We start from the raw sequence: 16,630 nt of genomic DNA on the forward strand, positions 1-16,630 counted from the left end.
GCGGGCTTGTTGCGTCATTTAGGCTTTCACAAATGGGCCTCTTGATTCCGGCCGTGCGCGGATCGATCGTCATGGCTGAAAAATGTCTGGATCTCCTGGTCGGTCGGCGCCGACGACCCGCCATGGCGGGTGACCGAGAGCGCCGCCGCCGCATTGGCGTAGCGCGCCGCTTCGAAGGGCGGCACGCCGCGCGACAGCGCGCTGACGAAGGCGCCGATATGGGTGTCGCCGGCGCCGTTGGTATCGACGGCGGCGACCTTAAGACCGGGCACAGCCTGCGCGGTGCCGTCAGCCAGCCGCACGAAGCAGCCTTTCGCCCCGGCGCGGATGATGACCCCCTCGGCGCTCGGGCAGTGATTGGAAAGAAGCCTGGCAGCAATGGCCTCGACGTCGCCGTGGCCGGCGATCTCGGCCGCCTCCATTATGTTGCAGCTCAGCCAGCTCGTGCGCGCCAGCACCCGGTCGAGAATGTCGCGCGGAATGTCCGAGACGACAGGCGTCGGATCGAAGACGAAGGGAATTTCCGCCGGCAGCGCCTCGATCCAGTCGGCCAGCGCGTCGCGGCTCCCGACATAGCTCAGCGTATAGCCGGAGGCGAACACCCAATCCCCCGGTGCAACCCGGACCGGCGCCATCATGCCGAGGCTGAGCACACTCTCGGCGCCAGGCCATGACACGAAGGTGCGCTCGGCGTCGCCACTGATCATGGCGACGCAATTGCCGCTGTCCATCACGGGTGATGGCGGCGTCAGCGTTGCGATCCTTTCGGCGGCAAAAGCGGCACGCAGGAAATCGCCATTGGGTCCGCTGCCGAGCTGGCCGCCGAAGACGACCTTCATGCCGGTGCGGCTGGCCGCGACCATCATGTTGAAGCCGCCGCCGGCGACCTGGGCAAAGCTCGATGCCGTCTTTTCGGTGCCGAGCGCCGGCAAGGCGTCGATGCGGTAGACATAGTCGACCACCGCGCTGCCGATATGGACGAGACGCCCGCTCATGCCGGCGCATCCTTGCCGGAACTGCCTTTCGCCATCCGCACGGCGACCAGGTCGGCGGCGAGCGCGCGCACTTGAGCAATGTCGAGGCCTTTGAGCCGGGCGATGTTTTCCTGTGGCAATCGGGAAAAACCGGCGCAGGCGCCGGCCATGCCGGTGGCAATGGCGCCGATCGTATCGGTGTCGCCGCCAAGATTGGCGCTGATGATGGCCGCTTGCCAGGGATCGCCGCCGGCGATTTCCAGCACCGCGAAGGCCGCAGGAACCGATTCTTGGCTGGCGACGCCGGTGCCGACCAGATCGACGATCAGCCGGATTCCGTCAGCGACAGCCTTGCCGCGAACCAGGCCCCTCGCCCAGTCGATACGCGCGGCGATGTCGCCGCCGGTGGTCCAGTGGCCGAGCGCCGCGCCTCGCCCCGCCGCCACAACCGCGCAAGCCGAAGCGACGCGCCAGTCGCCGCCAACAACGCCGCAGCTGACTGCGGCGGCTACGGCTGCGGCCGAGGCGATAGCAATCGAGGTGTTGTGCGTCGCCCGGCAGGTTTCCGCCACCTTGGCGACCAGCCCGTCGAGCGGCTCCAGCGGCATCATGATGCCGACCGGCGCGATGCGCATCGCCGCGCCATTGGTGTCGCCGCTGCGCCCTGCTTCCTCGGCCGGCACGCCGTCATTGATGGCGTCGATGGCGCGCTTGGTAGAAGGTCCGAGCAGATCGTAGCTGCCGCGCGCCTTGACCTCGCGCTCCCAGTCGAGCAGCGCCTTGACCCAGCGCGTGTGGTCGAAGCCGTCGCCTGAAACAACCAGGATGCGGCCGAGCAGCAGCGCCTGTTCAGTATCGTCGGTAACAGTGCCGGCGGCCAAGCCTTTCGACACCGGATGGTCGGCGACTGGCGCGACGAAATGCTCGACACGGCCGTAGAGCTCGGCGATGCGGGCCGGCGACAGCAGCTGCGTCGGCATGCCGAGCGCATCGCCCAGCGCACCGCCGATAAGCGCACCCATCGCCCGGTCGATCGCCTCGGCCGTGTCCATGCTCAGAACTCCAGGTGCAGCGCGAAATGCGCCGGATTGAGCAGGCTGGTGACAAATTCGATGGCGCGGCCGTCGGCGGCGCGCGTCAACCGCCGCGTGCGCAGGAACGGCGAGCCGGGCGCGCAATCGAGAATGGCCGCGTCCTCGGCGCTCAGCATTTCGATATCGACCCACTCCTCGCCGTGATCGGGGACAAGCCCCGCCTCTCGCAGCGTCTGGTGCAACGAGCCCTCGCGCAGTCCGCGCAGCGGCACGTCCTCCAGCTCGGGCGACAGCGGCAAGCGGCTCCGCTCGATCGAGATGGCATGGCCGTCATCGGCGTTGGAGCGCACCCGGTCAACGGCGATGAAGAACGGGCTTTCGATGCCGAGCCTGCCAGCGAGCTTGGCATCCTGCATCACTTCGAGCCTGAGCGTGCGGGTCTCGGCATTGGCGCCGGCATTGGCCAGCGCCCGCGACCAGCCGACGGCGTCGTCGACCGGCATGCCGTCGAAGGTGACGAACGAGCCGATGCCGACTTTGGTGGTGATCAGCCCGCGGCTGGACAACTCCTCGAGACCCTTGCGTATGGTGTTGCGGCTGACGGAAAAACGCTGGACGAGCTCGTTCTCGCTCTGCAGGCGGTCGCCGAAGCCGAGCACGCCGGAGCGGATCTCGTGTTCGAGGACGGTGGCGATCCGTTCGGGCTTGCCCGTTCCGGGAGACGACAGAGTTCTGCGACGCGCCATGGAATACCTGTTCAGTAAACCTGTATAATCCTGTTCAATATCGTGCCATGGCAGTCATGTCAACGGCTCGTGCCGAGCACGCTTTTGAGTTCCCGGCATCCGGGCAAGATTGCCCTGCTGATCACGACGGTTCGTCGCAGGCTGGAATTTATGGGAACCTTCACCACCCCCGAGCGGTTTTTTCTGTAGTCGCGATGCGGCAACAATCGAAAAAATGGAGACAAATGGAGGCAAATCATGCTTACGAAGATTCTCGCAGCGTCCGTACTCGCCGCCGGTCTGGCCACCTCTGCGATGGCCCAGAATGCCAGCGACCCAGACGCTGACATGGGTACCGGCAGCGACAGAAGCGTCGTAACGGACCCGGCCCCGATCGATCCGAACCTGGCCGAGCCGGATGCTGTCGATCCCGGGATTACCGGTAGCATTATTGCGGACCCTGACGGCATGAATTCCAATGCCGATCAGAATTGCCCTGTCGGCCCGCAGGGTGCGATGCCTGATGCAACGCACAAGGCTCCCGGCACGGTTTCACCGACCGTCAACGACAACCATTGCGGCAAGTAGCCGAGATCGATTTCGGGACTTACGCTTTCGGCCGCGGTACGGAGCTTCGTCCCGTGGCCGAAGCGTTATTGTTCTAGCTCGCCGAACCTTTGCGCGGCCGAGCAGTCTTTGGCTTACTGTCCTTGGGCTTGGCTTTGGCGGCCGCCGGTTCCTTCGGTCGAGCCGCCTTGGCTTTCGGCAGGTTCTCCTCACCGTCGATTTCGGCTGAGGCTTGGTCCCAGTGCTGCTGATGCGCGCCGTCGGGGCGGCCGGTCTGCTCCCAGATTGCGTGGGCCCGCCGGCGAATGCGTTCCTGCCTGTCGTCCGTCACCTGTTGCCTCCATCGGCTCAAATCCGTGAGCGACAACTTTTAGCTGAAATTTCGGTCGGCGTCTTGAGCGGCTTCAGCCCTAGTCGGACAGAACCGCGACACCGAGAAGTGCCGCCTTTTTGGTGATCAGCCCCGCCAGATCGGCGTCCGAGCGCTCCGTTCCGGTTCGCTCACGCACCGCTGCAATCAACTCCTTCATCGACAACAGGGCAGTGCCCCGTTCAGCAAGCAGCTTGTCGACGGATGCGGCCACATTGCGTGACTCGACATGCGGCAACATGGAAATGGCTCCTTCCCGCGACAAGACGATCAACAGCCGGCTGCCTGCCGGCGAGCCGCCGCTCCTCTCGCGTCTTCCCGAGAGAGCGGCGGGTGAAGGTCAGTCGATGACCTGCACGATCCTGCGCGTGCCGGGATCGACCAGCACGGTGCGATCGTCGACAACTACGTATCTGTATTGCACGTCGGGAACCTCGATCGGGTGAAGTTCAACCGTGTCGGGCAAAGTGGAACCGATGTTGAGCTCCACTCCCAGAAGGCTGATCGAGGCCAGCGGGTGCCTGTCCACATATTCGCGGATGACTGTCTGCTGCTCTGGCGTGACAATCACCTGGTCTGCAGTGGCCACGCCGATACCGGTGAGCAGAAGCAGCCCGGCGGCGGCAGGAACAAGGTGGATCTTCATCGTCTTCTCCTGTTCTTGTTGGCGGACGTCGCCTTCCACGGGGGGCAACAGCACATCACGGTCGGGAATCGGCGGGTCCTGCTTTAAAAACGCTCGCGCAACCTTCTTGTTCCGTGGGCTAATTGGCGCCGCAGTGGCGCCGCCCGGGTGCGTTGCTGCGACCGACCGCAATGGCCCGCGTTCCTGTTGCAGGCACGCGGGCCGATCGGTTTGCCCGATCAGCAGCGATACCGGAGGGGGTGATATCGACTGCTTCGAGAGGAACATTTAGCGAGAGCTAATGTTCCGCCCAGCGGCAAAAAAGCCTGCCGGCGTCGGGGCACGCGTCAGGGGGCTGGACAGCAAAGGCTCCAACCTATTGCTTCCTATTGCTTCGGCGGCTGCGCCGGCACCTCGCCGGGCTTGAGCACCGGTGTCCTGCCCTGGTCCGGCGGCGGTGCGGCCATGCCCTGATCGCCGGTCGGCGGCGGCTGCAGCACGCCGTCGCAGGGATCAAGCGCGTCGGTCAGGCTGTCGCTGGCACCGTTGTTGACTGGCGGCTTCTGCTGCTGGCCGTTCTGCGGCTGGGCCTGGCAGGGGCCGGCAGGCGCCTGGTCTTGTGTCTGGTTATCCGTCTGGGCGGCAGCCGGCGCCGCTAACGCCAATGCGCCGAGCACGCCCATCATCAACGCGCTCGGCAGGAATGCGAAAGGTTTCATGTCGAACTCCTTTCCCGCGAAGGATCACCTCCTTGCCAAAGCAGGTGGGCAGCGATTGGTTCCCGTATACTGCGACGCGCCCGGCTCCATGCTGGTTCAATCGACCGGCACGACAGTTTTGAGGGGCAATGGCGACGAACCCCGTGGAAGACGCGAAAAAACCGCGCCGTTTCCGGAGCGGGCGCAGCATGTTGGGGAATCGTTAATCAGCGATTGCTACTATATTGGACCATGACCAAGAACCTCGGAAACGCCGAAAGGAGCGCCGCAAAGGAGCCGGCAAGGCGTTCCGTCCTCAGCCGGCTGGCGCCGGCCTTGTTTCCCCTGGCGGTCGTTGCGGTTGGATATTTGATAGGCCGGCAATTCTTCGGTTTCTAGCGCATCGGCGGCCTCGGTGTCACGAAGAGACCTTGGATCAGGCGTCGCCTGCCTCTCAGTCCGGGAAATCGAAAACCGGCTCCTCGCATCGATGGACCCGACATTGACCGTCAAGCGTCCTGATATAGGAGGTGACAGGCACTTCGGGCCAGTCGCACTCATTGCCATATTGGCGGACATATCGATCATAGGTATTGCGGCCGGTGGTCAGGACGATCGCGCGCCGGCTCTGGATCAGCTGCTGTGTCTGTTCGCATGTCATGGTGCGCGCATCCGGCCGGCCGTAAGCCATGCTTGTGGCGGCGAGCAGGATCGCTGCGGCTGTCGAGACGATTGGGCGAGCTGGCATGGTAGATCCTCTCAAGGGTCGTGCCCAACGCGCACCTTCGCCCGTGGTTCCCGCAACCTTCACCCGGAGCGGCATCGCCCGCAAGAGGCTGTTTCTGCGGCGCGAGACAGGCGCGATCTCACTCGTCCTTCTCCGGCTTGAACCGCCTCACGACCACCTCGAAGACGATGTCCGAGATCCACATCGCCGAGACGCCGATGAGGAACGCCGCGGCCAGCGTCGTGGTGCCGTCGTCGGGCGCCGGTATCGACACCCCGGTAGCGCGGAAGTAATGCACCACGGGAAGCGTCAGGTAGGCCGCCGCAAGCGCGCCGCAGATCGGCGACGCCACCATCTCGCGAACCTTGTAGCGGTGGCGCGACAAGGCGCGCAAAATGCCGCCGGAAAGGCCGGCGACCACCACCGGCGCCTTGATGCCGAGAGCATCGAGAAATTCCTGTATCATGGCTTCCACCCGCACCATCTGGCGCCCTTCGCGTTGTAGGCGTTCACCTCATCGAGCTCGGGCCGCGTCATGGCGGCGACGACGAGGGTGGAGGGACGGCGCGCCTGGTTGTGGTCGCACCAGACCTGGCGCGCCGGCGAAACCGGCGTTGTGCATCCGGCGAGCAACAGACCCCCCAGCAGCAGACCGATCATCAGTGCTTTGCCCATCGCATCGCCTCCCGCCGTGCCGCTTTGTCCGGCAGGTCGCGCGCCGCGCGTTCGGCATCGGTCGCCTCGCGGTCCATCTCGAGGCGATCCTGCGCGGCGGCGAGTTTTTCCGCCGCTCGCCTGGCCGTATCCTTGTTGGCCCGGCCGATGCCGCCGGCGACAAAGAGGCCGATGCCGCCGACCAGCGCGGCGAGGATCGCCATGATCGTCGTATTGCCGGCGAGCGCGCTCAGCATGGAAAGCACCCACATCTCAATTGCCCTCCACGGCGGGCTGTCTTCTGACGAGGCCGGCGACGCCGTCGCGGACGACATTCATCAGGATCTTGAGCAGGCTCAGCATCCCGGTGATCTTGAGCGCCAGGGCCGCGTCGATGCCGAACAGCGTCCAGTCGAAGCCGACCAGGCCGGTGAGCAACAGGATCAGCACATTGATCAGATTGTGCGCGGCATTGGCATTGAACCACGTCATGGCTTTACCTTTCGAAATAAGGAGAGGATTGCGGCGACCAACGGGGCTAGGACTGCGGCCCAGAGTCCGGGCCAGAGTCCGGGCCGCACTCCAGCCTGGCCCGGCTCTGCCTCCGGGGCCGAAGTCGGAGGACCGTTCAGTTGCGGAGTCTGCGGGATCGGTACAGGCGCTGGAGGCTGCGCTGGGGCAGCGGGCGGCCACGGCGTGTCCTTGATCCCAGACCATTTGCGGAACGCATCGGCAAGCCTGATATCGTAGGCGTTTTTCCCAAAGGACGCGCCGTTGTAGCCCTTGGCAAAGCCGGCCCAATCATGCTTGCGCAATTTGCCGTCGAGCCGGTTGGCGGCGATGAAATTGACCGCCGCCGCCAGCTGCAGCGCCTCGTCCTCCATCATGGCTTCGACCATGGCCTGCACGGTGAGGAAGCCGGCCGCCTTGAAATTCTCGCCGAGGACCTGGCCGAGGCCCCACGATGCCGATCTGAGCGCCGCCGTCTCGTCGATCGCGATAGCGGCTTTCAGGCGCGGATAGCTGTCCCGGGGATAAGGCTTTTCGCCCCACCTGACATAGGCAAGTCCGGCCGCGACAGCTTGCGCCCGCTTCGCCCCCGACAGGTTGCGGAAAAAGACATGCGGCTCGAACAGGATGATCGGCCGGCCATGGGCGTCGAAGCCATGCCCGCTGGTCTCGACATCGAGAAAGGCGTGGATCTCGTCCTCGCCGACGCCGATCCTGGCGCCAAGTTTTGGCAGATCGAGGTCGTCCAGGCGCCTTGCGGCGCCCTTGAATGACATGTCCATGTTCGTGTCCTTTCCGCCCTCGCGGGCAGGTTGATGTTTGCAAGCGATTGTGTGAAATGAGCCCCAAAGGGGAGGACAGCGGCCCATGTCGCAAGATGAAGGAACGGCGCGCTGGACGGTGAAGGCCGAGCTATGCGCGGTCGGCCGCGACAGGCCCCTGCTTGTGGCGCTGGCAGCGATCCTGTGCCTCTATTGCGGGCTGGTCGCCGGGCCGATCCTCTATGCGTTCCTGGCCATCCAGGGCATGGCGGATTTCTTCAAGTGACGGTGTTGACCATTTGAGAACAGCTCTATCCGTCTTGCCACCCGATCCGAAATTGCTTAGCCGGGATGAAACTGCTCCCATGAACCGTTCGTAGCTTGTGGGACACAGGGTGCGGGAGGGCACGTGACAATAAGGATCAGGCTTCCGGGCGGGACCTTGAAGATCAAGACGAGGGACGAGCTGCGCCGCCGCGAACAGAAGCGCGAAGTTCCGGTCTGGCAGGTCGGAAATTACTTCATCGTCTGGTGGCCGAGCAGTATATCGGATCGTCCGTCCGGACGCCCGCCAAAACGATGATCCCGAGCCGCACCGACCCTTCCGGAAAAAATTCCAGAAGATAGCCCCAGAAAAAGTCGATGACCGGCCATTGACTCTTCCGCAACGGAAGCTCTCTAGTTGCTGCGCTGCACAATGGGGGTTGGGCTGATGGCGTTCGTATCAAGTTGCCGGGCGGCACCTTGAAGATGAAGGTGTATCGGGAATTGCGGGGGCGCGAACGCAACCGCCGCATACCGGTTCTGAAGATGGGTTCGCTGTATTTCACCTGGTGGTCGAACCGCCAGCGTCCTTTAGATGGCCAGCCGGGTACACCGGACGATTCTGACCAACACCAGGCAACGCGTTTGACGCCCTGAAAACCCGTTATCGGGCGCCTGCGCTCAATCCTTCCGGAAACAGTCGGAAACGCGCCCATCGGCTGTTGACTCTTCCCTTGGGGAAGTTCTCTACTTGCTGCATTGCACATCATCATTGCCCAGCCGGCGGGAGTTTGAACCGATGGCAGTGCGTATCAAATTGCCGGGCGGCACCTGAAGATGAAGACCTATCGCGAGTTGAGAACCCGCGAACGCGACCGGCACGTGCCGGTTTGGAAGGTTGGATCGATCTACTTCATCTGGTGGCCGGGAAAGCAGAAACCGGACGCGAATTAGAAGCACTGGTCTTTGTGAACTTGTCCTGATATTTGAACAGCCGCCAAAACGATCCTGGGGAGGAATCATGTTGAATGCCGTTCGGCCACTTGTGCGCGGTGCACGAAAAATTGTGGCCAAATCGAAGCTGCGAAGCTTGCCCAGTAACGGGTTCCCACAAACTGCTCTTCCCGCTGCCACTTATCTGGTCTCTGAAAAGGCCGACGACAGGGCTGAAAAGATCGCAGACCGCATCGAGGCAGAGAGGGATCGGCTAGCCTCGTTCGGAAGCCAGAAGGTGGATATTCTGTATTCACCAAAACCCGGGTCAGCTGGATCGACAGTTACAGCTGATCTTCGCCCGTCACACGGCGAGGTAATGCAGTTTAGCATGGAGCAGGTTGCGAGGACGGGGAAAACGAGGCGTTGGGGACTGTTCATGCACCTTCTTGCCCGCGAGCATCGATCCGCCAACATTCTCGAATTGGGAACGTGTGCGGGTATCTCCGGCTCCTACATTGGATCATCACCGCATTGCGGGCAGCTTAGGACTATTGAAGGCTCCCCGGCCCTGGCCGAACTCGCTAGATCGGTGCTGCCGCTAACAGTCAAAAACCCGACCGTGATTAACGCACTCTTTGATGACGCTTTGGACGATATCCTTCCAACGATCGACCCAATTGACTTCCTCTTCATTGACGGACACCACGAAAAGATTGCAACGATCCATTATTGGCAGCGCATCCGTCCCAAACTTAGCGATGGGGCGGTTGTCGTGTTCGATGACATCTCTTGGTCGCAGGATATGCGCGACGGCTGGAATGAGTTGGTCCGAGAGCCACACTTTTCCGATGCGATGGACTTCGGCATTGTCGGCGTTTGCATCTACCGGAAGGACGGCTCCAAGCCGCCGCGTAAATGGGACCTCCGCGCAATAGCCGGCGTCAGCAAAGCGGTAGGCAACCCTCACGGGTGGAGAGAGGCCGCTGCAGCTGCTTAGGCGGTCAGGTCGGTAGCGCGCGCCTTTTTTTGTGCATCTTGAGTGCTCTAAGCTCCGGGGCGCCGCTGTGACCGACGAGCTAGTTCGGAGGTGCTTGCCGCAAATGCCGGTGGCGCACAAATCCTCAAGCGCTTTTCGGTCCAAGCAATTGATGGCCGGCACATCCCAGCCTCAATGATGGAAGCCGACGACGAGCACGATGCGCGGCAGCATTAAAGGAACTTGGTACGCGAATGCCACCACGGCACCTCATGCTCTGCAACGGTTTGCAGGTTATCGCCGAGAGGCAGCAACAAACACGATACGGAAGACACTGACATGCCTTTTGTGCCGCCCTTCCTGCAACGCCTAGCGGGCGTCAATGTCGGCGCCGGCACGAAGATGGCCATTCAGAGCGTCCGCACCGCCCGCCGTGGCCATCACTCGGTCGGCGAGGACGGGATCATCAACTGCTACTTCTCGTTTGATCGACCAGAAGCGCGGATCACGATCGGACGGCGCTGCTACATCGGCAAGAGCCACCTAGTCGCTGCAGAACACATCACTATTGGCGATGATGTCGTTATCTCATGGGGTACGACGATCGTTGACCATAACTCGCACTCGCTGGATTGGAAGCAGCGAACAAGCGATGTCGCCGAGTGGCATCAAGGCAAAAAGAACTGGTCGGGTGTCAGCATCGCGCCGGTCACAATCGATGAGAATGTCTGGATCGGCTTTGGCGTGACAATCTTGAAAGGCGTCACGATCGGCAAGGGCGCGGTCGTCGGCGCAGCGTCTGTCGTCACGAAGGACGTAGAGCCCTTCACGGTCGTTGCCGGAGTTCCGGCTAAAAAGGTCCGCAACCTGTCAGAATCAAGTACTTAGTGCTGCAGAGCGCTCCGGCCATGTACGCCATGTTCCGCACCGCAATCTTGGGCGCGACCTTGAGAAATTCGGTCCGCAACTTGTATTTCACCCATCCTTTGGACCGCCCGGCCAGGTGCTGTTCATAAGCGAGATCGTGAGCAAACGTCATCAGCCTATCGACCTTGAGCCCGGAAGTTTTGAGCAGATTTTCGAACGTCAGCGGCGTGTAGAAATTGATATGCCCATACGGCCCGGACATCCGAATGGCGACTGAGGTTTCTCGTATGCTCCAGCGGCACTTCGATGTAGAGCTTCTTGCACACCCTCGCCGCCTCCATCAAAAACATCCGTTCGTGCTCGACGATGGCCAACCCCAGATCGAACGACTTGTCGGAGTGCGGAATGTGGGAGCCATCAAAAACATCGAGTCTCTTCAGACCAGGGATTTTCCGTGCCTTGATGGCCTCAATACCCGAGGTCGAAATCTCGACGGCTCCGAGTGTCTTTGCCAGGTTTCGCTTGTTGAGCTTGTCCAGCACAGCCCCTTCACCGGCCCCATATCAAGGACCTTTTCGAAGGTCTCCCCCGGGAGGATCGCTTCTATGTGACCAACTGATTGCTGCGAAGCAATTTCGCGTTTCGCGGCTACTTTGCCATCTGCGTAGTAGTCATCATAGATCGCTATAATGCTGTCGGCGAAGGATCGCCCCCGCCAAGCCAACCGTGCCACAGCGCGCGAACCGCGTCCAGTGCGGACTAGACGCCTCCCAGCCACACTTCGAAGAGTCCTTCGGCATCGTCCTTAGGCATCGTCCTTAGGCACTGTGATTTTTCGACTATAAGTCGGGTCATTGGCTTCGTGATCAGGATCTCCTTGCTGACGATCACCCGTTCCTCCCCTTTTCGAGCGTCGCGATCACTTTACCCTTGCACTGAATTGCGGATGGCGTGGCCTTATCCCCTTTCCGCGACATATTCGATGAAGCGCAACGCATTGCCGTCGTGGCCGGCGTCGTTGAAGTGCAGGCCCTCTTGATAGGCCCCCGAGTTGATGTAATCGAACCCGTCGATCGGGATCGTCAGCACATTGCGCGACCGGTAGGTTTGGCGGATCGCGCCAAGCGCTGCGTCGTATGTTCGGCCGCCCGTATAGCTGCCATCCCAAGACGAGGACGGGCGCGTTGGCGGCATCACAATGATGCGGGGCGCCAGGGCCGCTTCCAGCGTGTTGATGATCGACGTGATGTTCGTTGAAATCGTCCCCGGCGGCGTGCCAAAGCTGTCGTTGATGCCCAGGGCGAGGACCGGCACGATCTTGCCACCAGCATAGCCGCATTGTGCGACCGCAGAAGCAAGGCGCGGCGCATTGAAGGACGCGAACGTATAGCTTCCGTGCGCGGCGCGCAGCGTCCGCAGGCGCGGGCGCGAGCCGGCCGCCTTTATGCCGAGACGGATAAGCCCAGTGATCTCCACAGGTCCGCCTGCCACCGTGAGGGTATAGTTTCCGCTCGCCGCCTGCCCTGTCAGGGACGGGCCGGAATATTGATCGAGTGCCAGAGCACCGGCAGCGTTCACAGTCTTGTACGCCGCACCGCCGTTGAAGGCGAAGGCGAGCGAGCCTTGACCGGCGTCCTGGGTGTAGTGAACGTCGACCTGTTCATAGGCGCCCGTGAACGCCAGGGACGCGCCATCCGCAAGGATGATGCTTTCGCCGAGCGGCCCGCGCGTTCCCGTTGACACGATTCCGCTGGTCGTGACGCCATAGAAGGCGGGCGTGTAGGTAGAGCTTGGCCGCAGCGCCGTCATGCCCGGTTCATCGTCAGCAATACCGACATTTGCGAACTGCGTGACGCGATTGAACCAGTGTGCGGGGCCGTTGCTGGCCAGCGCCCAATGACCGATGCTGTCGGCGATCAGGCAGAGCACGTCGTTGTTGGCGATATGCTCTGCCATCTTGGCCCGGAAGCCATCATAAAGATTGAACAGCGACGGGCGAGCCGGAACGAAAAACCTCCGGCCGCCGACGAACGGCTTTCCAGGCCCCCAAAAGCCGTCGCCTGACTTGGGCATGGCCGTCAGCGCGAAGCTGCCGGGCGGCACATAGGGATTTGGATGAGCGGCCCCGGCCGAAGTAAAGATTGCGGTCGCGTCAACGACCCCATTCGGGTCGGCGTCCGCCAGCAGGTTCATGCCGGTGTTTTGCGCACCGCCGGTCAAAGCCCGCGAAGCATCGGCGATGAGGCCAGTTTTGATCGTGAACGCGACCTCATAGCGGTGCTGGGTCGATGATGCCACAGTGGTGCCGTTCGACAGCACGCCGGCCTTGATCCATGCGGGAATGCCCTGCGGATTGAGGCTGTTCTGAAATTTGTAGCCGCCGCCGCTGATCGCAGGATATTGCCCCGCTGCAATCCGGATGCTTAGGGGAATTTCGGTCACACCATTGGCCAGCGTGATCTGATGTGTGCTGATCACGTTGACGGTCAGGTCGCCGTTGTACTGGATAACGTGAATGTTGGCCGCGCCGGAACCGCTTGCCCCGGCATCAACTTCGGTAATGTAACCATCGGACGGCGCTGGCGTTTGCATGACAACGCTGTAGTTCGACGGGGTATTCGTGCCTGTGTTGACCAGTGACGGCCAGCCAACCACCTGCTCTGATCCGACAATATCGGCCAGTTCGTTTGCGGTAGCATAGGCAGCACGCGCCTTGACGCCGATTTCGCCCGTGAAAGTTGCCTTCCATTGCGGGCCATTGGTAAAGCCGATGGTCTTGGCGGTGTTCAACGTAGGAACCGCGGCCGTGAACCACTCGGCTTCGCTGTTCGGAATGGCCCCCGCCGTGTAGTACCAGGTGCCGGAGCCGGTGCGCTGGAGGCCCATGACACTGCCGGCCGGTTTCAGGATCGAGAGCCCCGAGTTGACGGAGGACGGGCCGGCAACGACAAGGATGGTTTGTTCAGAGACGAGACTCAGCGTGCCATCGTCCTCGACGTGGGCAAAGACGACATGAATGGTCCCGCCTGTCACACCGAAGCCGAGCTCTACGCTCGACAGATATTCATCTATCGCGGACAGAGACCCCGGCCAGTAGTAGACAGAAGTGTTAGTAATAGCCGTGCCGCCGACCGAGCCGGTAATGGCAACCGGACCCACTGTCCGCGATCCGATCAAGGCGATGACTTCCGCCGCTGACGCGCGAACGCCCGTGTCGATGGCAACCGGCCCGGCCACCACGTTGTACATTCCGAGGATACCGGCGCCGATTTCGGTCCAAAAGTATTCACCAACCTCAACATTCCGGGCAAGAACCGGTGGGGCGCTGGCACCAGCGAGGCCGGCTGACGCGCCAAAGCTAAAAGCAGGCGCGGTAGTAAAAGAACCCGGCGCTGTGATGAGGATCATAGTGACTACGCCGCCAGCGACGATGAACCGACCGGCAGCGCCAGAGCCAACACCGCCGGTAATGGCGAGATCGAACGTCCCATCAGTCCCGCCAGCACCGCCCACAAGCGCGCCGTAGCCAACGATACCAAAGCCGATCGCCGCCGCGATCGTCGGGAAGATGCCCTTGCCATACAGGGACGCGTCGCGTGCCGCCTGCGCGCTGGCCAGATTGGCCGCGGTGGTGACGACATCGGCGGCGGTTTGTCCGGCATTGGCGGCGGAGGTGGAGGCGCTGGCAACTGCCTGGCCGGCACTGGCCTCAGTGGCATCCTTCAGCACCTGCGTTTCATCGCGCAGCGCTTCCACCTCATCGACAACACCTGAAACGTCGGGCGGCACAAACGGGATAATGGCGATGGCGTCGGTGCCCACGACCGGCTCTTCGGCCGTAAACTGAAACACCCGGTCGGCATTGACTGTCCCTACCTGGGTGTGGACCGTCGTTCCCTTCTGCAAGGTGCGGGCGGTACGGGCATCGGCGGCGCGAAACCATTCGCCTTCGCTCACCGTGTAGATCCCGTTCTGCGTCGGGTCGGACTGGTCCTTGACCAGCACGCGGTCGCCAACCTCGCATGGCACGCCGTCGATGGTTTTCAGGCCATGAAGGAGGATGTTGGCCGTGGTCGCCAGACGCACGGGTTCGCGTTCGCCGGTCAGAAGTCGAACGGCGGCAGTTGCAGGTCGGGCCATCAGGCTTGCTCCATGAAAAAAGCCCCGCGAAGCGAGGCTTGAAAGTGCTCTATGATTTCAGCGTGCGCTTACGGGACACGCGGCCCATGGCGCACATAGGGTGGCGGCGCGGCTGGGCTATTCGGTCCCGAAAGAAAAAGGGAGCCCAAAAACGCTGCGACCTATGGCAATCCGCCAACGCGCCTCCCAACGCGCCTCTTTGTCCAGCCGGCGACTGTCAGCCCGAACGCCATGCCGGCGCAGTCGGCAACCCAGTCGAACCCATCCAGATCGCGCCCGATCAGTTGCGCGCCCTGAAGAACCTCGATCGCCGCGCCGGTAAAGGCGAGGAGAACAACCAGCCTTGCCGTGTGTTCCGGCCAGCCGAGGCTTCCCAGGGCCGCCAGCACCGCGAAGGCGATAGCGTGTTGGAGCTTGTCATCGTGAAGCGTGACGGCCATGCCGAGATCCGGCAAGAACCGCACCGGCAGAAGAGTAAGCAGGAGAACCCCGGCCAACGTCACCAGGAAGGCGAATCTTGCCAGCATCGGATAAGACTCTAAGCGCAACAAGATAGGGGCAGTCCTTCATCTGAAAAGCCTGGATGGGCCAGGTGGATTTCCGTTCCAATGATCGCATCAGTTTGGGAATTTCAAAGCCAGAACCACAAGCCTGTGTTGTAAGAAAGGCGGCCGTCGCTCTCATCGCCCTTGAAACGACTACAGACTTGGGTCCATTCCCAGCGACGATTTCAGGAGCAAGGGACACGCGGCCGCAGTCGCCGCGGCGGCGCTTGCCGCGCCCATCGCGTCGCCCAACGTGTCGTCGGAAAGGTAGAACGCGAGTGTAATGGCATCGGCGCCGATGACTGGATCAGCCGTTTCGAAGGCATAGACGCAATGCGCCGAGACCCTGCCCCGCTGCACGCGCACTGTGGTGCCCTTCTGCAAGGCGTGCGCGCTGCGGGCGTCGGCGGCCCGATACCAGTGGCCTTCGCTCGCCGTATAGATGCCGTTCTGCGCGGCATTCGGCTGGTCCTTAACCAGCACCCGATCGCCCACTTGCGCCAATACGCTGTCGATGGTCTGCAGCCCATAGAGGGCGATCTTAGCCGTTGTCGCCAAGCGCACGGGTTCTCGTTCGCCGGTCAACAGGCGAACGGCGGCGGTTGGTGCTGCCTTCGACGATCTGGAAGCCGCGCTGGTAGGCGAGGCGCACCTTGAGGCGCTCGCTCATCCCCGAAACCGCTCCGTGGTCCAATGGATCTTGCCGCCGATCTTCATCGGCTTATGGATCATCAGGCGCTTTGGCAGGTGCTCGGGATGAACCTCAAGCAATGTGATCTTCACCGTTGGCTTGCAACGGCTGCAGTCGAAGTTCAGCTTCAGCGGATCGGCACCGCCGCCGTAGACCATCATCAGGTCCGCCGAACGGCAGTAGCGCACGTTGCCGCAGCTGCACTCGGCCTTGACGAGCATGTTGTGCCGGGTCGCCTTGCCCAGCGTGTCGATCGGATCGTGCGCCATGAGAACGAATAAGGAACATTTTCCTTGATCGTCAAGACGGGCTGTGGAATCTTTCCACAAATTCGACCAGGTGGAGGCGCCCATTTTGAGCGATGAAATTCGGCTTCCCAGACCAGAGCAGGCCACCGCGCCAGGCGTCCAGCATCATTCCTGTGAGCATCCCGACTGCGGCAAGAATGCCGGATGGGGTTTCGCCAAGCCGCGGCAGCCATCGCACTGGTTCTGTTTCGAGCACCGCGAAGACGGCGAGCGCTACCTATAAGCACCCCGACCGGAAGACCTAGATAAGATCGAGGG

General features: G+C 62.2%; 23 protein-coding genes. 4 read left to right on the forward strand and 19 right to left on the reverse strand.

What is annotated here, in order from left to right:
* Window positions 1-26 precede the first annotated feature (26 nt).
* From NKH36_RS05050 to NKH36_RS05060, 3 genes are read right to left on the reverse strand one after another with little or no spacing between them, the layout of a single operon-like run.
* Complete coding sequence (locus NKH36_RS05050) at window positions 27-995, reverse strand: PfkB family carbohydrate kinase (RefSeq protein ID WP_352960582.1); 969 nt, start codon at window positions 993-995, stop codon at window positions 27-29.
* Complete coding sequence (locus NKH36_RS05055) at window positions 992-2,026, reverse strand: ADP-ribosylglycohydrolase family protein (protein ID WP_352960584.1); 1,035 nt, start codon at window positions 2,024-2,026, stop codon at window positions 992-994. The genes NKH36_RS05050 and NKH36_RS05055 overlap by 4 nt, the downstream gene beginning before the upstream one ends.
* A 2-nt stretch (window positions 2,027-2,028) precedes the next feature.
* Window positions 2,029-2,754: a GntR family transcriptional regulator gene (locus NKH36_RS05060; RefSeq protein ID WP_352960586.1), complete on the reverse strand. Its 726-nt coding sequence runs from the start codon at window positions 2,752-2,754 to the stop codon at window positions 2,029-2,031.
* 237 nt (window positions 2,755-2,991) lie between these two features.
* Between NKH36_RS05060 and NKH36_RS05065 the strand changes: the two genes are divergently transcribed.
* Window positions 2,992-3,321, forward strand: a complete 330-nt coding sequence (locus NKH36_RS05065) for a hypothetical protein (protein WP_352960588.1) — start codon at window positions 2,992-2,994, stop codon at window positions 3,319-3,321.
* A gap of 73 nt (window positions 3,322-3,394) precedes the next feature.
* Here NKH36_RS05065 and NKH36_RS05070 read toward each other — a convergent pair whose 3' ends face one another.
* The 10 genes from NKH36_RS05070 to NKH36_RS05115 form a co-directional block, all read right to left on the reverse strand.
* Window positions 3,395-3,631, reverse strand: coding sequence for a DUF2934 domain-containing protein (locus NKH36_RS05070; RefSeq protein ID WP_352960590.1), 237 nt, complete (start codon window positions 3,629-3,631; stop codon window positions 3,395-3,397).
* A 79-nt stretch (window positions 3,632-3,710) separates the two neighbouring features.
* Window positions 3,711-3,911 (reverse strand): hypothetical protein, encoded by a 201-nt coding sequence (locus NKH36_RS05075; protein ID WP_127212224.1) that lies wholly within the window; start codon window positions 3,909-3,911, stop codon window positions 3,711-3,713.
* Between the two features lie 99 nt (window positions 3,912-4,010).
* The gene (locus NKH36_RS05080) at window positions 4,011-4,316 is read right to left on the reverse strand and encodes a DUF1236 domain-containing protein (protein ID WP_352960665.1); all 306 of its coding nucleotides are present in this window, start codon (window positions 4,314-4,316) and stop codon (window positions 4,011-4,013) included.
* Window positions 4,317-4,681: 365 nt separating this feature from the next.
* Entirely contained in the window at window positions 4,682-5,014 is a 333-nt protein-coding gene (locus tag NKH36_RS05085) for a hypothetical protein (RefSeq protein WP_352960593.1), read from the reverse strand.
* A gap of 433 nt (window positions 5,015-5,447) precedes the next feature.
* Window positions 5,448-5,741 (reverse strand): hypothetical protein, encoded by a 294-nt coding sequence (locus NKH36_RS05090; protein WP_352960594.1) that lies wholly within the window; start codon window positions 5,739-5,741, stop codon window positions 5,448-5,450.
* Between the two features lie 118 nt (window positions 5,742-5,859).
* Entirely contained in the window at window positions 5,860-6,204 is a 345-nt protein-coding gene (locus tag NKH36_RS05095; RefSeq protein WP_352960596.1) for a hypothetical protein, read from the reverse strand.
* Window positions 6,183-6,395, reverse strand: a complete 213-nt coding sequence (locus tag NKH36_RS05100; RefSeq protein WP_352960598.1) for a hypothetical protein — start codon at window positions 6,393-6,395, stop codon at window positions 6,183-6,185. The genes NKH36_RS05095 and NKH36_RS05100 overlap by 22 nt, the downstream gene beginning before the upstream one ends.
* Window positions 6,380-6,646: a hypothetical protein gene (locus NKH36_RS05105; RefSeq protein ID WP_352960600.1), complete on the reverse strand. Its 267-nt coding sequence runs from the start codon at window positions 6,644-6,646 to the stop codon at window positions 6,380-6,382. Before NKH36_RS05105 ends, NKH36_RS05100 begins: the two co-directional genes overlap by 16 nt.
* A gap of 1 nt (window position 6,647) precedes the next feature.
* Window positions 6,648-6,866, reverse strand: a complete 219-nt coding sequence (locus NKH36_RS05110; protein WP_352960602.1) for a hypothetical protein — start codon at window positions 6,864-6,866, stop codon at window positions 6,648-6,650.
* Window positions 6,863-7,666, reverse strand: coding sequence for an N-acetylmuramidase family protein (locus NKH36_RS05115; RefSeq protein ID WP_352960604.1), 804 nt, complete (start codon window positions 7,664-7,666; stop codon window positions 6,863-6,865). Before NKH36_RS05115 ends, NKH36_RS05110 begins: the two co-directional genes overlap by 4 nt.
* An 85-nt stretch (window positions 7,667-7,751) precedes the next feature.
* On the opposite strand from NKH36_RS05115, the gene NKH36_RS05120 reads away from it, so the two are divergent.
* The 3 genes from NKH36_RS05120 to NKH36_RS05130 all read left to right on the forward strand — a co-directional run bounded on the left by NKH36_RS05120 (window position 7,752) and on the right by NKH36_RS05130 (window position 10,709).
* Window positions 7,752-7,931: a hypothetical protein gene (locus NKH36_RS05120; protein WP_352960606.1), complete on the forward strand. Its 180-nt coding sequence runs from the start codon at window positions 7,752-7,754 to the stop codon at window positions 7,929-7,931.
* A 999-nt stretch (window positions 7,932-8,930) separates the two neighbouring features.
* Entirely contained in the window at window positions 8,931-9,842 is a 912-nt protein-coding gene (locus NKH36_RS05125) for an O-methyltransferase (RefSeq protein WP_352960608.1), read from the forward strand.
* Window positions 9,843-10,160: 318 nt separating this feature from the next.
* Window positions 10,161-10,709, forward strand: a complete 549-nt coding sequence (locus NKH36_RS05130; RefSeq protein ID WP_352960610.1) for an acyltransferase — start codon at window positions 10,161-10,163, stop codon at window positions 10,707-10,709.
* 155 nt (window positions 10,710-10,864) lie between these two features.
* Here the strand turns inward: NKH36_RS05130 and NKH36_RS05135 are convergent, their stop codons facing one another.
* The 6 genes from NKH36_RS05135 to NKH36_RS05160 all read right to left on the reverse strand — a co-directional run bounded on the left by NKH36_RS05135 (window position 10,865) and on the right by NKH36_RS05160 (window position 16,417).
* Window positions 10,865-11,230: a hypothetical protein gene (locus NKH36_RS05135; RefSeq protein WP_352960612.1), complete on the reverse strand. Its 366-nt coding sequence runs from the start codon at window positions 11,228-11,230 to the stop codon at window positions 10,865-10,867.
* Window positions 11,231-11,645: 415 nt separating this feature from the next.
* Window positions 11,646-14,828 carry an SGNH/GDSL hydrolase family protein gene (locus NKH36_RS05140; protein ID WP_352960614.1) on the reverse strand — a complete coding sequence of 1,061 codons (3,183 nt, stop codon included), beginning with the start codon at window positions 14,826-14,828 and terminating at the stop codon, window positions 11,646-11,648.
* 161 nt (window positions 14,829-14,989) lie between these two features.
* Window positions 14,990-15,355, reverse strand: a complete 366-nt coding sequence (locus NKH36_RS05145; RefSeq protein ID WP_352960616.1) for a VanZ family protein — start codon at window positions 15,353-15,355, stop codon at window positions 14,990-14,992.
* Window positions 15,356-15,526: 171 nt separating this feature from the next.
* Window positions 15,527-15,931, reverse strand: coding sequence for a hypothetical protein (locus tag NKH36_RS05150; protein WP_352960618.1), 405 nt, complete (start codon window positions 15,929-15,931; stop codon window positions 15,527-15,529).
* Entirely contained in the window at window positions 15,915-16,043 is a 129-nt protein-coding gene (locus NKH36_RS05155) for a hypothetical protein (protein WP_352960619.1), read from the reverse strand. The genes NKH36_RS05150 and NKH36_RS05155 overlap by 17 nt, the downstream gene beginning before the upstream one ends.
* Window positions 16,040-16,417: a hypothetical protein gene (locus NKH36_RS05160; protein ID WP_352960621.1), complete on the reverse strand. Its 378-nt coding sequence runs from the start codon at window positions 16,415-16,417 to the stop codon at window positions 16,040-16,042. The genes NKH36_RS05155 and NKH36_RS05160 overlap by 4 nt, the downstream gene beginning before the upstream one ends.
* Window positions 16,418-16,630: the final 213 nt, after the last annotated feature.

The sequence above is a fragment of the Mesorhizobium sp. M1312 genome, from assembly GCF_040318115.1.
Classification (GTDB): Bacteria; Pseudomonadota; Alphaproteobacteria; order Rhizobiales; family Rhizobiaceae; genus Mesorhizobium.

Excerpts from the sequence above, each read along its gene's own strand:
- NKH36_RS05060 (WP_352960586.1), bottom strand. The coding sequence starts at position 2,754 with ATGGCGCGTCGCAGAACTCTGTCGTCTCCCGGAACGGGCAAGCCCGAA.
- NKH36_RS05095 (WP_352960596.1), bottom strand. The coding sequence starts at position 6,204 with ATGGTGCGGGTGGAAGCCATGATACAGGAATTTCTCGATGCTCTCGGC.
- NKH36_RS05075 (WP_127212224.1), bottom strand. The coding sequence starts at position 3,911 with ATGTTGCCGCATGTCGAGTCACGCAATGTGGCCGCATCCGTCGACAAG.
- NKH36_RS05110 (WP_352960602.1), bottom strand. The coding sequence starts at position 6,866 with ATGACGTGGTTCAATGCCAATGCCGCGCACAATCTGATCAATGTGCTG.
- NKH36_RS05055 (WP_352960584.1), bottom strand. The coding sequence starts at position 2,026 with ATGGACACGGCCGAGGCGATCGACCGGGCGATGGGTGCGCTTATCGGC.
- NKH36_RS05145 (WP_352960616.1), bottom strand. The coding sequence starts at position 15,355 with ATGCTGGCAAGATTCGCCTTCCTGGTGACGTTGGCCGGGGTTCTCCTG.
- NKH36_RS05120 (WP_352960606.1), top strand. The coding sequence starts at position 7,752 with ATGTCGCAAGATGAAGGAACGGCGCGCTGGACGGTGAAGGCCGAGCTA.
- NKH36_RS05140 (WP_352960614.1), bottom strand. The coding sequence starts at position 14,828 with ATGGCCCGACCTGCAACTGCCGCCGTTCGACTTCTGACCGGCGAACGC.
- NKH36_RS05105 (WP_352960600.1), bottom strand. The coding sequence starts at position 6,646 with ATGTGGGTGCTTTCCATGCTGAGCGCGCTCGCCGGCAATACGACGATC.
- NKH36_RS05050 (WP_352960582.1), bottom strand. The coding sequence starts at position 995 with ATGAGCGGGCGTCTCGTCCATATCGGCAGCGCGGTGGTCGACTATGTC.
- NKH36_RS05085 (WP_352960593.1), bottom strand. The coding sequence starts at position 5,014 with ATGAAACCTTTCGCATTCCTGCCGAGCGCGTTGATGATGGGCGTGCTC.
- NKH36_RS05100 (WP_352960598.1), bottom strand. The coding sequence starts at position 6,395 with ATGGGCAAAGCACTGATGATCGGTCTGCTGCTGGGGGGTCTGTTGCTC.
- NKH36_RS05065 (WP_352960588.1), top strand. The coding sequence starts at position 2,992 with ATGCTTACGAAGATTCTCGCAGCGTCCGTACTCGCCGCCGGTCTGGCC.
- NKH36_RS05125 (WP_352960608.1), top strand. The coding sequence starts at position 8,931 with ATGTTGAATGCCGTTCGGCCACTTGTGCGCGGTGCACGAAAAATTGTG.
- NKH36_RS05115 (WP_352960604.1), bottom strand. The coding sequence starts at position 7,666 with ATGGACATGTCATTCAAGGGCGCCGCAAGGCGCCTGGACGACCTCGAT.
- NKH36_RS05130 (WP_352960610.1), top strand. The coding sequence starts at position 10,161 with ATGCCTTTTGTGCCGCCCTTCCTGCAACGCCTAGCGGGCGTCAATGTC.
- NKH36_RS05090 (WP_352960594.1), bottom strand. The coding sequence starts at position 5,741 with ATGCCAGCTCGCCCAATCGTCTCGACAGCCGCAGCGATCCTGCTCGCC.
- NKH36_RS05160 (WP_352960621.1), bottom strand. The coding sequence starts at position 16,417 with ATGGGCGCCTCCACCTGGTCGAATTTGTGGAAAGATTCCACAGCCCGT.
- NKH36_RS05155 (WP_352960619.1), bottom strand. The coding sequence starts at position 16,043 with ATGAGCGAGCGCCTCAAGGTGCGCCTCGCCTACCAGCGCGGCTTCCAG.
- NKH36_RS05080 (WP_352960665.1), bottom strand. The coding sequence starts at position 4,316 with ATGAAGATCCACCTTGTTCCTGCCGCCGCCGGGCTGCTTCTGCTCACC.